The sequence below is a fragment of the Bacillus sp. ISL-7 genome (assembly GCF_018613065.1).
This window is the reverse complement of record NZ_JAGGQW010000003.1, coordinates 34,958-53,929: the sequence shown is the minus strand read 5'-3', so window position 1 is coordinate 53,929 and position 18,972 is coordinate 34,958. Positions and strand designations below refer to the sequence as shown.

Genomic DNA, 18,972 nt, shown 5'->3' with positions numbered 1-18,972 from the left:
CATCTTCGTTCTCTTATTCTATTATTTTATAACACTTTTTGGCTTCAATACAGTCTTTAATTAGAAATACTATGCTTGGTGATGTCGAAACTGTGAATAAATGGAAAATCTCCATTTATCAGAGCTTGATTGAAAACATATTACATGCCGGTTTGCCAAATAGACTGAAACTTTCTAGTGGATATTAAGCCAATGCTTTTGATCGTTCATATGATTCTGCTACTATTTGCATTGGATGTTTAACCGCTTTTTCAGTCAGTTGATCGAGTTGATTTTTACACATACCACATTCTGTCACTGTGTAATCTGCATTTGCTTCCTTCACTGCTTCTGCCATGGGTCGGCCAATTTTCATCGAAACATCATATTTTTCCGTTTTAAATCCAAAAGTGCCACATTGCCCGCAGCAGCCAGCTCCGACGTCATTTATTTCATATCCGGGAATAAGCTCTAAAATATCCATTGCAGGATTTCCGATTCCTTGTGCTTTCATATGGCATGGAGCATAGTATCCTGCTCTTTCTTTCATTGGAGAAAATTCCATGTTAAGCTCTCCATTTTCCTTTAGCATGAACAAATATTCATCCGCATCATAGACATGGCCGGCGAATTCCTTTACTTCCTCTGTCTTCACATAAGCTACATACTCCTTTTTAAGCGTAAGGGTGCAGCTTGTACAGGTGACAACAATGTCAAAGCCTTGACGGGTATACTCTAAAAAGCTATTAATATTGTAGTTCGCATTTTTCAATCCTTGTTTCATTTGTCCGTTAGCGAACATAGGAACACCGCAGCATTTTTGGTCGGGTTTAACCACCTCGATGCCATTATGCTCCATCACTTTAATAAAGCTTTCTGCCACTTCAGGAGCATTATAGGTCGCATAACAACCAACAAAATATGCGACCTTGCGCTCCGTATAGGCGTACTTTCTGGTATAAACACGGTTAAAATTATTAAAACGATACTTTGGAAATTGTCGCTCTGCTGGAATTCCCATGACCATCTCCATCACTTTTCTTACAGGTTTCATGCCCATTGCAAGATTTGTAACAGGAGCAAACGCGGAAGCCAGTTTTCCTACCATTTCAGCATTACTTAACACCAAGTCACGGAATTTTGTTCCCGACTTCTCCGCATGAATCGCTTTTAAATAAGCGGTCAACGTCGATACATGGACATTCTCCGGACAAGACATGTCGCAATTGCCACATAACGTACATAATTCAATTCGTTTATCATCGAGGAGTTGTTGATTTTCCATAAGCCTTTTTAACTCAGGTCCTAAATGTTTCGGGCCGCCGAATTCCAACGATGTATTGGAAACAGGACAGCTTGCAACACAGGCATTACATTTAAGACACTTATCAAATGTGGATTCAGCAAATTGCAACTCAAGCACTACGTGTTCCCCCTAACATCATTTGCTGGCGAAGTTGTTCGATCATTTCATTAATCGATAAGAGGATAAAAACACCTCCGGTAATACCGTTCTGCGTAACCTGAATACCCCTGCTTGCACCTACTGGGTAGAGGTTGGTTGGACAATGAAGCAGTGCTCCCTTTTCATCTGTTTCCAGTCGTAAAGCCGTATCCTTTAACCCTTCCGTGGTTACTTCCAATCCACCACCTAAAATCCCTCCGGTTGCGAGGATAAATTGTTTCCCGTTAAGGTTCGTCAATCTATTTGTGGTATGGATAGTCAACGATTTGATTTCTTCTCCGTCAATGGTGCACCCAGTAACGGTGGTGTCTGCATAAAATCTCACACCTAATTTCACTGCTTCTTTTTTCAAACGTTCATAGAGACGGATGGCTGTCGTATTCGGTGGCATGCCAGGTGCCTCGGTGATCTTTGCATTAAGTTCAAAAGAAAACTGTTCCATTGTTTCTTTCCATTGCTCAACTCCAAGTGATGCTGGAAAGATAAACATATCGCCCTGTCTGATATTCTCTTCAACAATACGCCGTTTAATTTGGTTGATACAATGGTTCCGAATTTCCTTTTGATCCAATAGCCGTGCCGCATCTAATTGTGTCATCGTCCGCTGCGAGTGATTTCCTAACTTAATTTTTAATACATCTATAGCTAACTGAGGTCTAGCCTTTTGTAAATTCCCTTTAATATAAGCGGGCTGAAAATCGACTACTTCCTCAAACCCAACGATCACAACATGACCTTTTTCTGGAAGGGGAGAAATGGTCTCAGGGTAAAGTGCTGTCTTTTTCACATGGCCGGAGCCAGTAACAATGGAAGAGAGTTTCTCGATTTCACCCTCGTACGGATATCCTAATTTTTTCGTTAAAGTTTTAAATTGTTCTATTGCTCTTGTCAATTGAGATAGTTGCAAATTACTCATTTGACAAAGCTCTGCCCATTCATTTAATCCCTCCACTGATCCAGGGATTAGGTCCATCACCCCGGTTGATTGAATAATTTTCCCTGTTCCAGTGGCTACTAATGCCGTGCTATACCCCTGTTCTTTTGCCCAAATGGCAGAAATCAATCCCGATAACCCTTGACCTAAGACAACCACATCATACATGTTGATAATCCCCCTCTCCAAGTCCTAAAGAAACTTTATAAATCGTTTCCATCATCTGCAATTGCTTCGCGGTTTCACCCGTAGCAACCACATCCATACCTTTTTTCCTTTCAAAAACTGCCTGGTGAAGTGCCCATTCAGCCTCCTCAATCGTCGTCTTTCCTTTCTCAACAGCTAGTGCTGCTGTCCGGTGATTGCAGAAGGTTCCTTGACACGGTCCCATGCCTAAGCGGGTTCTACGTCGAATATCCCCTAGATGAAATCGGCCTTCCTCTGGTAAGACTGATTCAATTTCTGCCCAGGTTACTTGCTCACACTCACAAACGACAACATTTGAATGCTTCTCTTTTAAGGCTGATTCAATTTTCTTTGCCTTTGGACCGGCCCAATGAAATAATTTTTGTTTTGCAGCAGGAGCCATATCCACTTCTTTGAAAAACTCATCAGCGTTCCGGTGAGGGACCATTTCCTGGTCCGTGGCACAGTTTGCCTTTACCCCGAGTTTTCTGCAAATCAAATCGACTGTTTTTTCCGCCATAAAGCGGAAGGTTGTCAACTTCCCGCCTGTAATCGTGACTAATCCGTCCAATCCATCGCGTGTATGATGGTCTAATAACGCAACTCCACGGGTAACATTCCTCCCACTTACATCAGCCACATTCGATTCTTGATATAGTGGACGGCTGCCGCTATAAGCACGAATCAACCGTAATTCATTGATCTTTGGAATTAACTTTTTCCCTTCAGCCAGCATACCCTCGAGCTCTTGTCGACTTAAGGAAAAGTCATTCGGATCTTCGACATTCATTCCAGTTGTACCAAAGATTGTCACATTATGGGCCGGAACGAAAATGTCAGCATCTCCGGGCATGCGCAGACGATTAATAACTTGCTTATTGATACAATGGCTAAAAATCGCGAGCATTCCTTTATTATTAATCATTCTTAATGGAATACCGGCTAACTGTGCAATTTCCGCTCCCCATGGACCTGCTGCATTGACAACAAGCTGAGAGAAAATTTCCTTTTCCTCCCCTGTAAAAACATCGCGAACACGTACACCTATGACTCGGTTTTGCTCTGTTAATGCATCTACCACCTCATGATAGGTCAAAGCCTTTGCACCATGTTTCACCGCATCGGCTACCACATCAACAACCATCGTAAAACAGTCGACAGCACCATCTGGGACACGATACACGGCCTGCACGTCCTTCCTTAAAAAAGGTTCTTGCTGTAAGGCGTGGGCAACTGGAATTTCTTCAACAGGAATACCCACCTTTTGACAAGATGTCAGCCATTTTTGAATATATTGATCATCATCTTCAGGTATTTTTACGAATAAACCACCTGTTTGCTCGATTGAACCTGGAATCGTTTTTTTTAAGATTAGGTTTTCTCGATAACTTTCAATTGCTGCTTCTTCGTCACGAACAGCATATCGGGCACCCGAATGGAGCAGACCGTGATTTCGTGTGGAGGTTCCATGTCCCAAGTCCTGTTGCTCTATTAATGTCGCTTTTATGCCACGTAAGGATAGATCGCGGAGCACTCCTGCTCCCGTCATTCCTCCACCTATTACAATTACTTCCGTTTCTAGTTTTTGTCTCATATCCAATTCCCTCCCAACTTCATTCTTAAGGGTTATTTTTGCGCACAAAAAAGCCATAAAAACGCATAGGAATAGTAATGAACATTCCCAATGGTTTTTATGGCTTTCTCCGAGTCTCTAAGCCTGCTATTATATTTTCTACTTAAGCATATACCAAAAATATTTTTTTGCACAGATAAATGGCATGTCAAAATTGTGAATTTTAATTGAGATATATAGGGTAATGCTTGTATTTTTTTTTGATTACTTTTCGAATACTTCAATGTGGTAAATAATCGAGGTAAAATCTCTTTTTATCAATGGCAGCATTAATCCAATTTTCATAAGCTCATCGCCCACATATTCCTGTTCTCCCCTATTTACTCTATATAACTCATCCGACTTTAGTCCACGCAACTTCAGCCGGAAAAACGGTGGATTTGGTGTTGCCAACGTTTTAAAGTAAAAAACAGCAGCCCTTTCCTGATTCGGTGAAACATACATCCACGCCGAATCCATTCCATCAAACGGACTTAACAGCCTGAATAAGTCACCCAAACAGACGATATCCTTGATTTGATGATATCGTTTGATTTGCTCCATTACCACCTCCTTATCATCACTACTCAGCTTGTCGATATTTAATTCAAATCCCAAATTTGCAGCCATCGCCACATGGCATCTCATCAAAAGCGGTGTGGTTCTACCGACCTGGTGATTCGGCACATCTGATACATGCGCTCCCATTGTAATGGCAGGATAAATGAGACTTGTTCCGTATTGAATTTTAAGCCGTTCAACAGCATCAGTATCATCACTCGTCCAAGTTTGCGGCATATAATAGAGCATTCCAGGATCAAAGCGACCTCCTCCTCCGGAACAGCTTTCAAATAAAATCTTAGGAAATCGTTCGGTCAGTTTTTCTAGGATTCGGTACAAGCCAAGCATATAACGGTGTGCGGTTTCTTTTTGCCTATGAGGTGGAAGCGCAGCCGAACCCACCTCCGTCATATTTCGATTCATATCCCATTTCACATAGGAGATCTTAGCACTGCTAAAGACTTCGGTCAGCGTTTCGATTAAAAAATTACATACGTCTTCCCGGCTTAAATCAAGAATTAATTGATTTCTGGACTGTGTTCGGTTCCGTCCCGGTACATGGATACACCAATCGGGATGCTTCTGATACAAATTACTGTCAGGAGAAACCATTTCCGGCTCGACCCATATCCCAAATTGCATCCCCTTTTTTTGGATATAATCAGCCAATCCGTTTAAACCATTCGGAAGTTTTTTCTTAAAAACAAACCAATCACCCAACGAACTTTTATCATTGTCACGATGCCCAAACCAGCCATCATCCAATACAAACAGCTCTATACCCAACTCTTTTGCTGCATCCGCAAGGTCGATAAGTTTTTTTTCATTAAAATGAAAATAGGTGGCTTCCCAGTTATTAAATAGAATTGGGCGTGTTTTGTCGCGGTATACCCCTCGACAAACCCTTTCCCTTAGAAATTTATGATAAGTCCTGGACATTCCTCCAAGCCCGTCCGAGGAATAAACCATTAAAGCCTCAGGAGTTTGAAAGGTTTCCCCCGGCTGCAGCACCCATGTAAAATCAAAGGGGTTTATGCCAATGCTAAGTCTGAAAGTTTGATAAGGATCCACTTCGATGGAAGCTTGAAAATTCCCACTGTAGACCAAACTGATGCCAAATACATCCCCATATTCTTCGTTGGTGTCTTTTGAAAGCAGCGCAACAAAAGGATTATGTTGATGGCTGCTTGAACCCCGAGCTGATGAAATCATTTGAATCCCATGGTTAAGTGGCTGCCTTTCGATGTGACGCTCACGCCCCCATGTTCCATAAAGATGCAGCCAATCCCAATCTGATTGATGAATGTCGACTGACATACTCATACATTTATGTATTTCCACATCATGGCTGCCAAGATGCTCAAAGGAGACCGATCTCGTTATCACATCAAAATCACGATAAATTGTATAATGTAGATTCATCCCGATCCCAAGCATGGAATCTACCAGTGTTAGCACTAATGTTTCAGCATCAGAATTATCCTCGACATAAGCAGACGGCAATCCCTCAAGCGTATGTTTCCCTTGAAAAATTTCATGAGAATCAAAGACAAAGTCCGTTACCGTAGTTCCGTCAGCAGAACGGATCTGATAAGCCGGCGAACGAAAGTCCCCGTTCCCAAAAGCTGGATATTCCTGTGGTAGCGTATCAAGTGAAAATTGCGGAAGAGAAGGTTCAGTAGTCGGCGAAAAAGCCCTGCCTTTAAACGCCAGAATGGAAGATGGATGCAGCGTCTTAACCATCTTGCCCCAATACAAATGAGCGGGATATTTACCATGGACAATTTGAATCAAATAACTAATCTTGCTATTGTACAAATGAAAAATCCTATCCTTTTCATCCCAATCAATTGGCACGATCGCTCATTCCTCCATTGTTAGATAACCTAAATTACTTACTTATCTTCCTAATAAATATGATTTTCCCTATGTATATCAGAACAATAAATTTAAAAGGGTGTCAGGCACCGTTCGTGGACATTTGTCCACGAGCGGTGCCTGACACCCAAAACAACACAAAAATGGTTTTTATAGTGTAATGGTGAAGGTGGTTCCCTTCCCTTCTTCGCTGTCAACACAGATGGTTCCTTCGTGCATTTCGATGATTTTTTTTACGATGGAGAGTCCTAAACCGCTGCCGCCTTTTGACCGGTCCCTTGCCTTATCTGCTTTGTAGAATCGTTCAAATACATGGATCTGATCTTTTTTCGTGATGCCAATCCCCGTATCGGTAATTTTCACGATCGTTTTGTCATCGACCTGCTGGAGATGGACACGAATACTTCCGCGCTTTTCAGTAAATTTAATACTATTGTGAATCAGATTGGTCCATACCTGGCTCATCAAATCTTCATCCGCAATGATGATGACCTTCTCGAGGGACACATCCAGTTCCAGTTCCTTTTCAATCCAATGCGGTTCACAGGCCAATATAATTGTCCGTAATTGTTGGTCTAACCGATAGCTATGTCGCTCAAAGGGATGATGCTTGGATTCTAGTGAGGTTAGTTTTAGAAGATTATCACTTAATTTCGATAATCTTTTGCTTTCTGTTTCAATAATACTGAGATAATGACCTCTTTCATCAATCGAAAGCTGGCCATATTGAAGTGCTCTTGCAAAACCCATGATCGACGTCAGCGGCGACTGAATTTCATGTGAGACATTTGAAATAAACTCCTGCCGCATCTCTTCCAACTGCTTTAATTGCTTAGCCATATGATTAATATGGTCAATCAGACTCGTGAATTGATTTCTTTTACCAGCCTTTAAATCGAGGTATACATTAAAATCACCTTTAGAAATCCTATTTAATGCATCCAGTACTTCATGAAAGAGATTGCGTCGCCTTGAACGAGTGAATAAAGACATAAGAAAACCAACTAAGCTCATCGTCAATAAACTAGTAATTACCGATGCCATATGACGAAAGTAATCGGATGTATGAAAATCGAATAATCGATAAGTTCCGGAGACAATGAAATAGCCTGCTGAAAAACCAAAAGAGACAAATACAAAGAAAAAGACAACCCCAAATACATGTTGAAAAAAGCGCTTAATCTTCATGATTTTACCTCAAAGCGGTAGCCTAATCCCCAAATCGTCTGAATCCGGAACGGGAATTCTCTTTCTGGAAACCGCTCTCTTAACCTTTTAATATGAACATCTACCGTTCGTTCGTCTCCTCCATAGTCATAGCCCCAAATGTCTTCGATGAGCACCTCTCGTGAAAACGTCTTTCCAGGATAGCTGGCCAGTTTAAACAACAGCTCGAATTCCTTCAACGGAATCGTATACTCCTTATTTTTAAAAGAAATTTCATGTGTTTTTCGATTCAATTTAAATTCATTAATCGTAATCGTTTGCGAAACCGTTATATTATACCGTTTTAATAATGCTTTAACTCGAGCGGTTAACTCCATTGGGTCAAAGGGTTTAACTAGATAATCGTCCGCTCCCAACTCGAATCCTTTCAGCTTTTGTGTTGTTTCCCCTTTGGCGGTCAGCATTAAGATGGGAATATCACTAAATTCCCGCAGCTCTTTGCATAATTCCCAGCCATCCATATTTGGCATCATAATATCAATGATCGCTAAATCCATCTTTACTTTTTCCATCAGTTGTAATGCCATTACACCATCTGATGCCTCATAAAGTTCGAATCCTTCTTTTTTTAAAAAAAGTTGGATTAGTTCGCGAATATTGGCATCATCATCGACCATTAGAACTTTTGTCATTCATCCTCATTCCTTTCCTTCTATTAAGCAGGTTCGTTGATCCGTAATTGCTGCTCGGCAAATTCACGATACAAGGAGTGAGTTCTTAAAAGTTGTTCATGTGTACCGCTTCCGGTAATTTTCCCTTTATCCAAAAAGATAATTTGATCAGAATCGATCACCGTTGACAGACGATGCGCAATTACGAGGGTGGTTCTTCCCTTCATTAAATTTTGCAATGCCTGTTGAACAACACGTTCTGATTTGCTGTCAAGACTGGAAGTTGCTTCATCTAACATTAAAATTTGGGGGTCCCTTAAAAAGGCACGAGCAATCGCAATCCTCTGTCGCTGCCCACCCGATAATTTTATTCCTCTTTCACCAACTTCTGTATCATACCCGCTTGGCAGTTCCGCAATAAATTGGTCCGCAAAGGCCATTTTTGCCACCCTTTCGATATCTGCCTGCTCAATTTTTTTATCCATTCCGTAACAAATATTATCACGAATCGTTCCCACAATAATCGGGCTTTCCTGTGATACATAGCCAATTTGACTTCTCCAGGAAAACAGGGAGAATTGATTAATCGGTTCTTGCCCCAGACGAATTGCGCCTTGTTGCGGTTGATAATAACGCTCCAATAAAGAAAATAGGGTCGTTTTTCCGCTCCCGCTTGGACCGACAATCGCAGTCACCTTGCCTGCTTCTGCGGAAAAGCTAATATTCTTAAGTACGTCTTCCCCATTTTTATAAGAATAGTTCAGATCCTCTACAGTGATCGATTGATTCACATTATGAACATCCTGATTCGAATGGTCTTCTTCCTCGTTCATATCCATGATGGTGATAATTCGTTCTGTGGCACCGGTTGCTTTTTGAAATTGGGTAAAGAAGGCGGCTAATTGCCCCATTGGCATGACGATTTGAAACAGATACATAATAAAGGCAACTAAATCACCCGCCATTAATGCACCTGATGATACCCTCATTCCACCGTAACCTAGAATGACGACTAGTAATACCATGATTACTAAACCAATCAGGGGTGAGATTAATGCTTGAATCTTCGCCTCTTTCAACCCATATTGAAACAATTGTGTGATCCCGTTTTTACCATTCTTATACTCGATTGCCTCGGCGTTGGAAGCTTTGACTAATCGTATTTCTGATAAAACTTGCTGGAGAACTGAGGTAAAACGTGCTGTTTCGGTTTGCATCCCTTTTGGCACCTGATGCATCTTTCTTCCAAGTGTCATTAATATAACTGCTGCAAGCGGCAGTGCTATAAACATGAGCAAAGCCATTTTCCAATCCAATAGCAGCAAAACAACAATCGAACCAATGATGGAAATCGTTCCTGATAGGAAATTGGCGAGATGATCGGTAATTAATCCTTTGACCACCGCTGTATCATTGGTCATTCTACTGACGGTTTCGCCGGTTTGATTTTCATCATAAAACGGTACCGGTAAGACGAGCAGCTTTTTCCATAAACGGTCTCGAATCCCGGCCACAACAGATTGGCCGAGATGATTTAATAAATAGATGGATATCCCGCTAGCCACTGCTTGAATTAAAAGCGCAGTAACAAGAAGAAGAATCCTACCCGTACTTAAAGAGCTAATCGAAAAATCATTAATAAGATTTTTTGTAAACAGCGGGACCAATAGCCCCACTATTGTGGTACCTAAACTTAATAAAAGAGCGATACCAAGGAGCAATTTAGATGGGTTGGTATGTTGAACCAATCGAATAAATTGGCGCCAGCCCTTCTCTATCTTCACTTCCGTCATATATATTTACATCCCTTCTAAAGGTCACATTAATTTCAAGTCTACATTCTCAATTACAAACTCGATTATACAAAGAATATATGAATTGAATATGAACTGCCAATAAAGAATAGCTTAAAAAAGGTGTCAGGCACCAGCCGTGGACATTTGTCCACGGCCGGTGCCTGACACCCTAACAAGATCGACTTACTTCCACCTACTCTTTTGGAGTTGGAAATGAAGTCCCAAATTAATTATTGTTACTATCTAATAGCATACAATTTACATTTTTCATAGAAACTAGTTTTCCCAATTTCCAGTAGTTTAGCAGCCTCCAGCTTATTGCCATTTGTCACCTCTAATGCATTTAAAATGGCTTTCTTCTCGGCATGAGCAAGTGTTTCTTTCAATGAGAAAATCGGTAATAGCGGTTTTGGCGTCGTCTCAAGATTCTTGGTATTAGCTCCCTTAACAAAGTTAGTCTCCGGTTCCATGTCACGTAAGTATAATGGCAGGTGGACCATTTCAATCGTTTTCCCATCCAGAACATTGATGGATCGTTCCAAGACATTCTCAAGTTCCCGGATGTTTCCCGGCCATGAATGCTCCATTAGTCTCTCTTTTACCACAGTAGATAGCTCAATTCCTTTGCGGTAAAATTTCCCCTCTAACTTCTTCAATAAGCTTTTAGAGATTAGCGGAATATCCTCTTTTCGTTCTCTAAGAGGGGGAATTTCTATTTTGATAACATTTAATCGATAATACAAATCCTTACGAAACTTTCCTTCTTCCACCAGTTTCTCTAAATCCCGGTGTGTTGCTGCAATGATTCGCACATCTACTGTAATAGACTTTTGACCTCCGACTCGCTGAATCTCTTTTTCCTGCAGCACCCTCAAAAGCTTACTTTGCATCGAAAGTGGCATGTCGCCTATTTCATCTAGAAAAAGTGTACCATTGTTGGCAATTTCGAACTGCCCCTTCTTTCCGCCTTTCTTTGCTCCTGTAAACGCACCGTCATCATAACCAAACAGTTCCGATTCTAGTAAATGTTCAGGTATTGAAGCACAATTGATCGCAACAAAGGGTAAGGAGGCACGCATGCTGCTATTATGAATGGCATGTGCGAATAATTCCTTGCCCGTGCCAGAATCCCCGATCAATAAAACGGATGAGTTGCTTCCTGATATTCTTTCTGCTAGTTTTTTGGTTGCTAGAAAAGTAGAGCTCTTTCCAATTAAATCATTGAATTGGTACTTACTTTTCAGCTCTTTTTCCAGTTTTGTTTTATAATACTTTAATTCTTCAACTAGCCCCTGGATTTTTGTTTTATACATCCGCCATTCCTCAGGGGTACGGAACATGACAGTTCCCACCGCCCCGACGATTTTACCATCCTCAATGATTGGGAAACGGTTTGCAATCATTTCACTTCCATTAATCGGATGAAGAGCAGCAAGTTCTTTTTGTCCTGTTTTGACGACAATGTGCATGCGAGAATTTTCAATGACCTCTTGTACAGGCCGGTTGACAGCATCTTTAACAGTCGTTCCTAAAAACTCACAATATGCCTCATTTATATAAAGAATAGTCCCATCATGATCGACGACTACGATTCGTTCTGCTAATAGATGAATCATTTGCTCATGCCATTTATTGGGGATATTCTCAAATCCTTGGTACATTCTTTTCCACCTCTACACCTTAGATATTATAATTATACCAAACGAGTACGTTGATTTGAGTGAATGGAGGCATTTTCATACAATATGAAAATCCTATTCGAACAATCGAATAGGATTCTCTATTTGGAACTATTGGGCCGTGTAGCCGCCATCTAGAATGACTGCTTGACCTGTAACGCCTCTACCTTTATCACTGGCTAAAAAGACAGCATAATCAGCAATTTCTGTTACGGATAATAGCCTTCTTTGTGGAACCAGCGGGAAGAGTACTTCTTCAATCACACTGGCTAAGCTGACATTTCTTGTTTTAGCCAAGTCTCCCAATTGATTTCTTACTAGTGGTGTATCCACGTAACCAGGACATAAAGCATTTACGGTGATTCCGTCTGCTGCACCTTCCAATGCTGCAACCTTTGTCAAACCAATGACGCCGTGTTTGGCACTATTGTAGGCAGCCTTGCCAGCAAACCCGATTACACCATTAATCGAAGCCATATTGATTACTCTTCCAAAGCCTTGTTTCTTCATGATTGGGAATACATTTTTAATCCCAATAAATGGGGCGGTTAACATGATTTTTACCAGTAATTCAAATTTCTCAGTCGGAAATTCCTCAATTGGTGATACATACTGCATTCCTGCATTATTGACTAAAATATCAATACTTCCGAACGTTTTATAAGCTGACTCAAGACTATTTTTAAATGCTTCCTCATCGGTCACATCACATGGCGCCGATAATGCTTCAAATCCTTGCTCCCTTAATTCAGCAGCCACTTCTTCGCTTTTAACAACATTTAAATCGGAGATCACCACTTTTGCGCCTTCCTGTGCAAACGCCTTTGCGATTTCTAATCCAATCCCACTTGCAGATCCTGTAATAAATGCTGTTTTTCCTTCTAATGACTTGTTCATACGAGAATCCTCCTTTATAACTAGACAACTATTCTTCTATATTTACGCGCAATGTCTTTAGATAATCCCAAATAAAGTGTAAAGACCAATAACAAAGAAAACGGCTATGGTTTTAATAACTGTTACGGCGAAAATGTCGCGGTACGATTGTTTGTGTGTTAATCCTGTAACGGCGAGTAAGGTAATGACGGCACCGTTATGTGGAAGTGTATCCATACCACCGGATGCCATGGCGACAACACGGTGCATAACCTCTGGTGGAATATTAGCCGCAGTAATTGCCTGATTGTATTTATCAGCCATCGCTCCTAAAGCAATACCCATACCACCAGAGGCAGAGCCTGTAATACCTGCTAGTGAACTTGTAGTAACAGCACCGTTAACAAGTGGATTCGTAAAGGTACTAGAAATCCCGTCACTGATTTTTGCAAATCCTGGAAGCGAGGAAATAATACCGCCAAAACCGTATTCGGCACCTGTATTCATCGTTGCAAGCAATGCTCCGGCAATACTGAGGTTTAGTCCTTCTTTAAAGTTTACTGTCACACGCTTCCAATCGAAGGCAAGTGACGTGACGATCCCCACGACTAAGGCCATTTCAATGGCCCAGATAGCTGCAACAGTAGGAACATCTACTGTATATGCTTTTAAGCCAATCGCAGTAAAATCAAAACCGTTCGGGTACCATTTTGGTATGTAGGTAATGAACAATTTATTTGAAACAGCTACCAGCACAAGCGGTACAAACGCTAAAATTTGCTTTAAAACAGATTGATGAGTCGTTAAATCTGGAACGGTTACGTCCTTTTGACTTGATTCCGCCAAATCCAATGCAGCCGCAGTTTCGGCTTCAAATCCATAATAACCTTCCCCAGCTTTTGCTGCCTTTCTCCTTCTCATCTCCAGATAAAGCAGCCCTAGAGTTAAGACAAAAATAGCCCCGATAATTCCAAGTGTTGGTGCCGCATAAATATCTGTTTTAAAGAATTGAATTGGTATAACGTTCTGAATTTGTGGTGTTCCCGGCAGGGCATCCATAGTGAATGTGAACGCACCAAGTGCAATCGTTCCGGGAATTAAGCGTTTAGGAATATTCGCTTCCCTGAACATTTGAGCAGCAAATGGGTAAATTGCAAAAACAGCTACGAATAAGCTTACACCGCTATATGTTAATATGGCGCCTAATAATACAATGGTTAGCATCGCACGTTTTGCACCAAGCAAACGGACAATCGTCTTAGCTATGGATTCTGCAATCCCAGACATTTCAACTACTTTTCCAAAAATGGCTCCTAATAGGAACACTGGGAAGTATGATTTAATGAATCCGACCATTTTTTCCATGAACACACCGGAAAAGAACGGTAAAACATGGCTTGGGTCAACAAGTACAACAGCTAAAAGTGCACAGATCGGAGCAAATAAGATAACAGAAAATCCTCGGTAGGCAACAAACATTAAGAGCCCAAGTGACAAAAGAATAATAAATAATTGCATTTAAATCCCCCTTTTTACTTTTTGTATGAGCTTTAGCATCCCCTTGGTAAGCGTTTACAGGCTAAAGTTCACTTAAAAAAATGCAAGTTCCGTGCCAAAATCGGTTATAGTTTCTAAAAAATTTAAATTTTCTTTATTATCATACAAGTATTATACTAAATTAATAGTTTATAACTATACGTTACCAAAAACCACCCTTTATACTCTCGTTTATGATTCCGTAAATTTGGAAAATTCAGTGCGATCAGATTCCGAAAATCCGGAATTTTCCGTTTTTTCGGAATCGATTTATTTAAAACACTGGCTTTAAAAGCATTTGATAAATACCTAATCCCTCGCAATCTATGAAACTCGATTTACTTTTCATTTTCTATCATATTAATTAACCGTTTTTTTCTTTTAAAATAGCTGGATTGATCGTAAAAGCAGCTTCTGTTTTTTCCTTAACGGTATCAATTTCGACACCATCTTGAAGTTCCTCCAGTACGAATCCTTCAGCTGTTACACGAAAGACCGCTAGTTCCGTCACAATCAGGTCCACTACGCCCTTTCCAGTCAAAGGCAATCGACATTGTTCTAATATTTTGGATGATCCGTTTTTGGCCATATGTTCCATTGCTACAATAACTTTCTTTGCTCCAGTAACTAAATCCATTGCTCCACCCATACCAGGCACCATTTTTCCAGGAACCATCCAGTTAGCAAGGTTGCCTTTCGCATCAACCTCTAATCCTCCAAGGACCGTTACGTCCACATGTCCTCCACGGATTAATTCGAATGAGAAAAGGCTGTCGAAGAACGCACCTCCTGGATTAATACCTGAAGGCTGCCCACCCGCATTAACCATATCCGGATCAATATCTCCGTCTACAGGACCGAGTCCGATATATCCATTTTCAGATTGGAGAATGACGTTAACATTTCCAGGCAGGTAGTTTGGGACCATAGTCGGCAGTCCAATCCCCAGGTTAACTACATCTCCATCTTGCAATTCCTTCGCAACACGAGCAGCGATCATTTGTTTTGGATTCACTAGCGTTTTTATCATTATCGACTACCTCCCTGAACGAAAATTTTATCGACCAAGATTCCGGGTGTCATTACTTCATCCGGGTCAATTTCTCCAACTTCAACGATTTGTTCTACTTGAACAATCACGAGATCTGCTGCTAAGGCCATCAATGGGTTAAAATTCCGGGCCGAACGATGATAAATCAAATTGCCAGCTTTATCTGCTTTAAATGCTTTAAGAATGGCAACTTCAGCGCGAAGCGGTTTTTCGAGTAAATATTCACGGCCATCGACGGTGATCTTTTCTTTGCCTTCTTCGACTACAGTTCCAACACCGGTGGGAGTCAACACTCCGCCAAGGCCAGACCCTCCGGCACGAACACGTTCAGCAAGTGTTCCCTGGGGAACTAGTTCCACTTCCAGTTCACCAGCAATCATTTGTTTGCCGGTTTCAGGATTTGTGCCAATATGTGATGCAATTACCTTCTTTACTCGTTTGTTTACAATTAAAGGTCCAACACCCGTTTTTATGAAAGCGGTATCATTTGCGATTAGCGTTAAATCCTTCACATCTGCTTCAAGCAGGGCAGTTACCAGTTGTTGTGGTGTACCTACCCCCATAAACCCACCTGCCATAATGGTCATTCCATCTGTCAGAATGGAGGAAATTTCCTCTATTGAAATAATTTTATTCACTACAACGCACCTCCTGAAAGAATTAAATGAAATTAGTGTTAGTTACATACATTTATTATGCAAGAAGTGTGCCAAAAATAGAGTCCCTTAAGGCAATGTCCGAAGTCTTTTGAAAATCAATATTACGGGGAGCAATAGCCATAAAGTAGATTGGTGCGAATGCCAGATGAAAAATACTATAAAACAACCAAGAATCCGCTCCGTAAAACCCACTGCTAATAAGCATAAATACAGCCCACAGTACTGCTGTATAGGCAAGAGGAACAAGCCAAAGTAAAAAAGAGACCCTTCCGCATCACGAAAAGGTCCCTTTAAAGCTAGCTTATTTAATTAAAAACTATTTTGCTAACATCGTTAAAACCGTATCCAATAAAACATTGATCCCTTTTTCGCAATCTTCCCAAGTGGTTAACTCTTCTTCACAGTGGCTTTTGCCGTTAATACTAGGGACAAATAGCATGGCCGTTGGAACAAAGCTAGCAATGAATTGCGCATCATGGCCTGCACCACTAACCATTCTTCTATTAGAGTACCCGAGCGTCCGTGCCGATTCTTCTAAAAGTTGGCAGACTTCCGGTTCGAACCAAACGGTGTCCCGCTCCCATAATTTTGTTGTTTTTACCTCACAGCCTTCATTTAACGAGGTTAAATTCGGAAGTGCTTCGATGAAGTTTTTAACCGTACGGACAATTTCCATGTCCTTATGACGTGCTTCAAGAGTAAAGATGACCTTGTTCGGAATGACCGTATGGATGCTTGGATACACGTTTACTCTGCCAATCGTGAAGACTAAATCTTCATCTAAAACTCCTAACCGCCTGCGGATTTCATTGATTAAGTTATTAGTGGCAAACAAGGCATCTTTTCTCATCTTCATTGGAGTTGTGCCCGCGTGGTCGGATTCCCCTGTTACTTCAATCTCATAGCAAGCCATTCCTACCACACATTCTACGACACCGATTGAGAGTGCCTCTTTTTCAAGGATCGGTCCTTGTTCAATGTGGAGCTCTAAAAGGGCCGATGCCTCTTTTAATCGATTCTCCACATCGCCTTCGTACCCGCTCGACTTTAAAGCCTCCCCAAAAGTAACTCCCTCTGAATCTACCTTTTTTAACATAACTGACTTCTCAAATTTACCAGAGAGTACACCTGAAGCCATCATTGAAGGCTCAAACCGCGCACCTTCTTCATTCGTAAAGTTAACAATCGTGATCGGAATTTGTGGTTTAATTTGATTCTCCACCAACGTTCGAATCACTTCTAAGCCAGCCACTACCCCTAAGACACCATCGAAACGGCCGCCTTTTTTCACCGAATCCAAATGGGAGCCAATAAGAATTGGCGGTTTTTCTTCTTTCCCAGCCAGTGTCGCATACATGCAGCCCATATCATCAACCTTGACTGTCAACCCTAATTCCTCGCAGCAAGAACGGAAGTAATCCCTTACCCGGATATCTTCCTTGGATAAGGACAACCTTGTGACCCCATTGTTTTCTGTCCGGCCAAAGTTTGCAAATTGTTCTAATGTCGTCTTCAGTCTTTCTCCATTGATCAATAATTTTTGTCGTTGCATGATTAAACACTCCCCTTTTTTATCTGAGATTAAGTGCATAATTCAATGTTAAAAATCTCGTGGAGGATAAAAACAGAAATTTGCGGACTTTTGATTTTGAAGCTGTTCTGGGGTCCAAAGTAAGCCTATTATTAAATTTAAGTAAATATTCAGACAACAATTTAATTATACACCACTGCTAAGGCCTGTCATTAGACAAAACATCAAATCTTACATACAAATTGTTTTATAGTTTGTATGTATTGGTAACATCACAAAATATAAAAAGGTGTCAGGCACCGCTCGTGGACATTTGTCCACGAACGGTGCCTGACACCAAATTTTAAATACCAATCTACTTATTTTTTCTTTGCGTGTTTACGCATGTCAAAGGCTACTGCGACGATGATGATTAAGCCTTTTACGATGAATTGAATGTATGGGCTTACGCCAAGGAAGGCTAAACCGTAGTTGATGACTTGGAAAATCAGTACCCCTGTGATAACACCAGGGACGGTTCCAATTCCACCTGATAGTGATACACCGCCGACTACGCAGGCTGCGATTGCATCTAGTTCATACATGTTACCTGTGTTATTTGTTGCACTACCTACACGTCCAGCTTCCAGTGTACCTGTTAAGCCGTAAAGAAGACCTGCGATCGTGTAGATGATAATCAGGTTTCTTGCCACGTTTACACCCGAAACCTTAGCAGCTTCTGGATTGCCACCAATGGCGTACATATTTTTACCTAGCTGTGTTTTATTCCAAATTACCCAAATGATAAGTGATACTACAATGGCATAAATAATGAGGTATGGAAATTCATATTGGCCAATTTTTATACCGCGTTGCGCAAACGTTGTAAAGGCTTGGCTTAAACCACCAATTGGCTGCGCACCATATGGCGGGCGGTCAAAATAAATTGAAGTCAGTCCGTAAACACCAATCATCATACCTAAGGTAGCAATGAATGGAGGAACGTGAAATTTTGCTACAATAACACCGTTTAATGCTGAAATGATACCTGTTGCTACCATCGCAATGACAATCGGAACAATTAATGGTAATTCCGGCAGGTTTGGATACATTCGATAAGCATAATCCCCTGCTTGCAGCATCGAGGCTGATATGACGGCAGCAAGTCCAACCATCCGGCCCGCTGAAAGGTCAGTACCTGCAGTAATTAAGATACCTGCTACCCCAAGTGCGATAATAATACGTGAGGATGATTGACTTAAGATATTAATTAAGTTTGTCATCGATAAAAAGTCCGGAGAAGCAGCGACAATTCCGACGACAAGAAGGATTAAAACTACATAAATTACGTTATCAACAAGCCATTTTGATACGCTTGATTTTTTTGAAGCTTGAGTATTCATATCCATTCC

At 41.1% G+C, this 18,972-nt stretch carries 14 protein-coding genes; all 14 read right to left on the bottom strand.

Annotated features, from left to right (window positions below; genetic code table 11):
• Positions 1-184: 184 nt before the first annotated feature.
• Entirely contained in the window at positions 185-1,402 is a 1,218-nt protein-coding gene (locus J7E66_RS01350; protein ID WP_214997665.1) for an anaerobic glycerol-3-phosphate dehydrogenase subunit C, read from the bottom strand.
• Positions 1,395-2,546 carry an FAD-binding protein gene (locus J7E66_RS01345; protein ID WP_214997664.1) on the bottom strand — a complete coding sequence of 384 codons (1,152 nt, stop codon included), beginning with the start codon at positions 2,544-2,546 and terminating at the stop codon, positions 1,395-1,397. Before J7E66_RS01345 ends, J7E66_RS01350 begins: the two co-directional genes overlap by 8 nt.
• Positions 2,539-4,158: an anaerobic glycerol-3-phosphate dehydrogenase subunit GlpA gene (gene glpA / locus J7E66_RS01340; protein ID WP_214997663.1), complete on the bottom strand. Its 1,620-nt coding sequence runs from the start codon at positions 4,156-4,158 to the stop codon at positions 2,539-2,541. Before glpA ends, J7E66_RS01345 begins: the two co-directional genes overlap by 8 nt.
• A gap of 243 nt (positions 4,159-4,401) precedes the next feature.
• Entirely contained in the window at positions 4,402-6,594 is a 2,193-nt protein-coding gene (locus J7E66_RS01335; RefSeq protein ID WP_214997662.1) for an alpha-galactosidase, read from the bottom strand.
• Positions 6,595-6,765: 171 nt separating this feature from the next.
• Entirely contained in the window at positions 6,766-7,803 is a 1,038-nt protein-coding gene (locus J7E66_RS01330; RefSeq protein ID WP_214997661.1) for a sensor histidine kinase, read from the bottom strand.
• On the bottom strand, positions 7,800-8,474 hold the full coding sequence (locus J7E66_RS01325; RefSeq protein ID WP_214997660.1) for a response regulator transcription factor: 675 nt from the start codon (positions 8,472-8,474) through the stop codon (positions 7,800-7,802). Before J7E66_RS01325 ends, J7E66_RS01330 begins: the two co-directional genes overlap by 4 nt.
• A gap of 23 nt (positions 8,475-8,497) precedes the next feature.
• Positions 8,498-10,246 carry an ABC transporter ATP-binding protein gene (locus J7E66_RS01320; protein ID WP_214997659.1) on the bottom strand — a complete coding sequence of 583 codons (1,749 nt, stop codon included), beginning with the start codon at positions 10,244-10,246 and terminating at the stop codon, positions 8,498-8,500.
• 242 nt (positions 10,247-10,488) lie between these two features.
• Positions 10,489-11,910: a sigma-54 interaction domain-containing protein gene (locus J7E66_RS01315; protein ID WP_214997658.1), complete on the bottom strand. Its 1,422-nt coding sequence runs from the start codon at positions 11,908-11,910 to the stop codon at positions 10,489-10,491.
• Positions 11,911-12,039: 129 nt separating this feature from the next.
• The gene (locus J7E66_RS01310) at positions 12,040-12,825 is read right to left on the bottom strand and encodes a 3-hydroxybutyrate dehydrogenase (RefSeq protein WP_214997657.1); all 786 of its coding nucleotides are present in this window, start codon (positions 12,823-12,825) and stop codon (positions 12,040-12,042) included.
• A 57-nt stretch (positions 12,826-12,882) separates the two neighbouring features.
• The gene (locus J7E66_RS01305) at positions 12,883-14,322 is read right to left on the bottom strand and encodes a GntP family permease (protein WP_214997656.1); all 1,440 of its coding nucleotides are present in this window, start codon (positions 14,320-14,322) and stop codon (positions 12,883-12,885) included.
• Positions 14,323-14,704: 382 nt separating this feature from the next.
• Complete coding sequence (locus J7E66_RS01300; RefSeq protein ID WP_251032689.1) at positions 14,705-15,370, bottom strand: 3-oxoacid CoA-transferase subunit B; 666 nt, start codon at positions 15,368-15,370, stop codon at positions 14,705-14,707.
• The gene (gene atoD, locus J7E66_RS01295; RefSeq protein ID WP_214997655.1) at positions 15,370-16,029 is read right to left on the bottom strand and encodes an acetate CoA-transferase subunit alpha; all 660 of its coding nucleotides are present in this window, start codon (positions 16,027-16,029) and stop codon (positions 15,370-15,372) included. Before atoD ends, J7E66_RS01300 begins: the two co-directional genes overlap by 1 nt.
• A 337-nt stretch (positions 16,030-16,366) precedes the next feature.
• Positions 16,367-17,602, bottom strand: a complete 1,236-nt coding sequence (locus J7E66_RS01290; RefSeq protein WP_214997654.1) for a Zn-dependent hydrolase — start codon at positions 17,600-17,602, stop codon at positions 16,367-16,369.
• Positions 17,603-17,940: 338 nt separating this feature from the next.
• Positions 17,941-18,963 carry a galactose/methyl galactoside ABC transporter permease MglC gene (gene mglC / locus J7E66_RS01285; protein WP_168241726.1) on the bottom strand — a complete coding sequence of 341 codons (1,023 nt, stop codon included), beginning with the start codon at positions 18,961-18,963 and terminating at the stop codon, positions 17,941-17,943.
• Positions 18,964-18,972 lie beyond the last annotated feature (9 nt).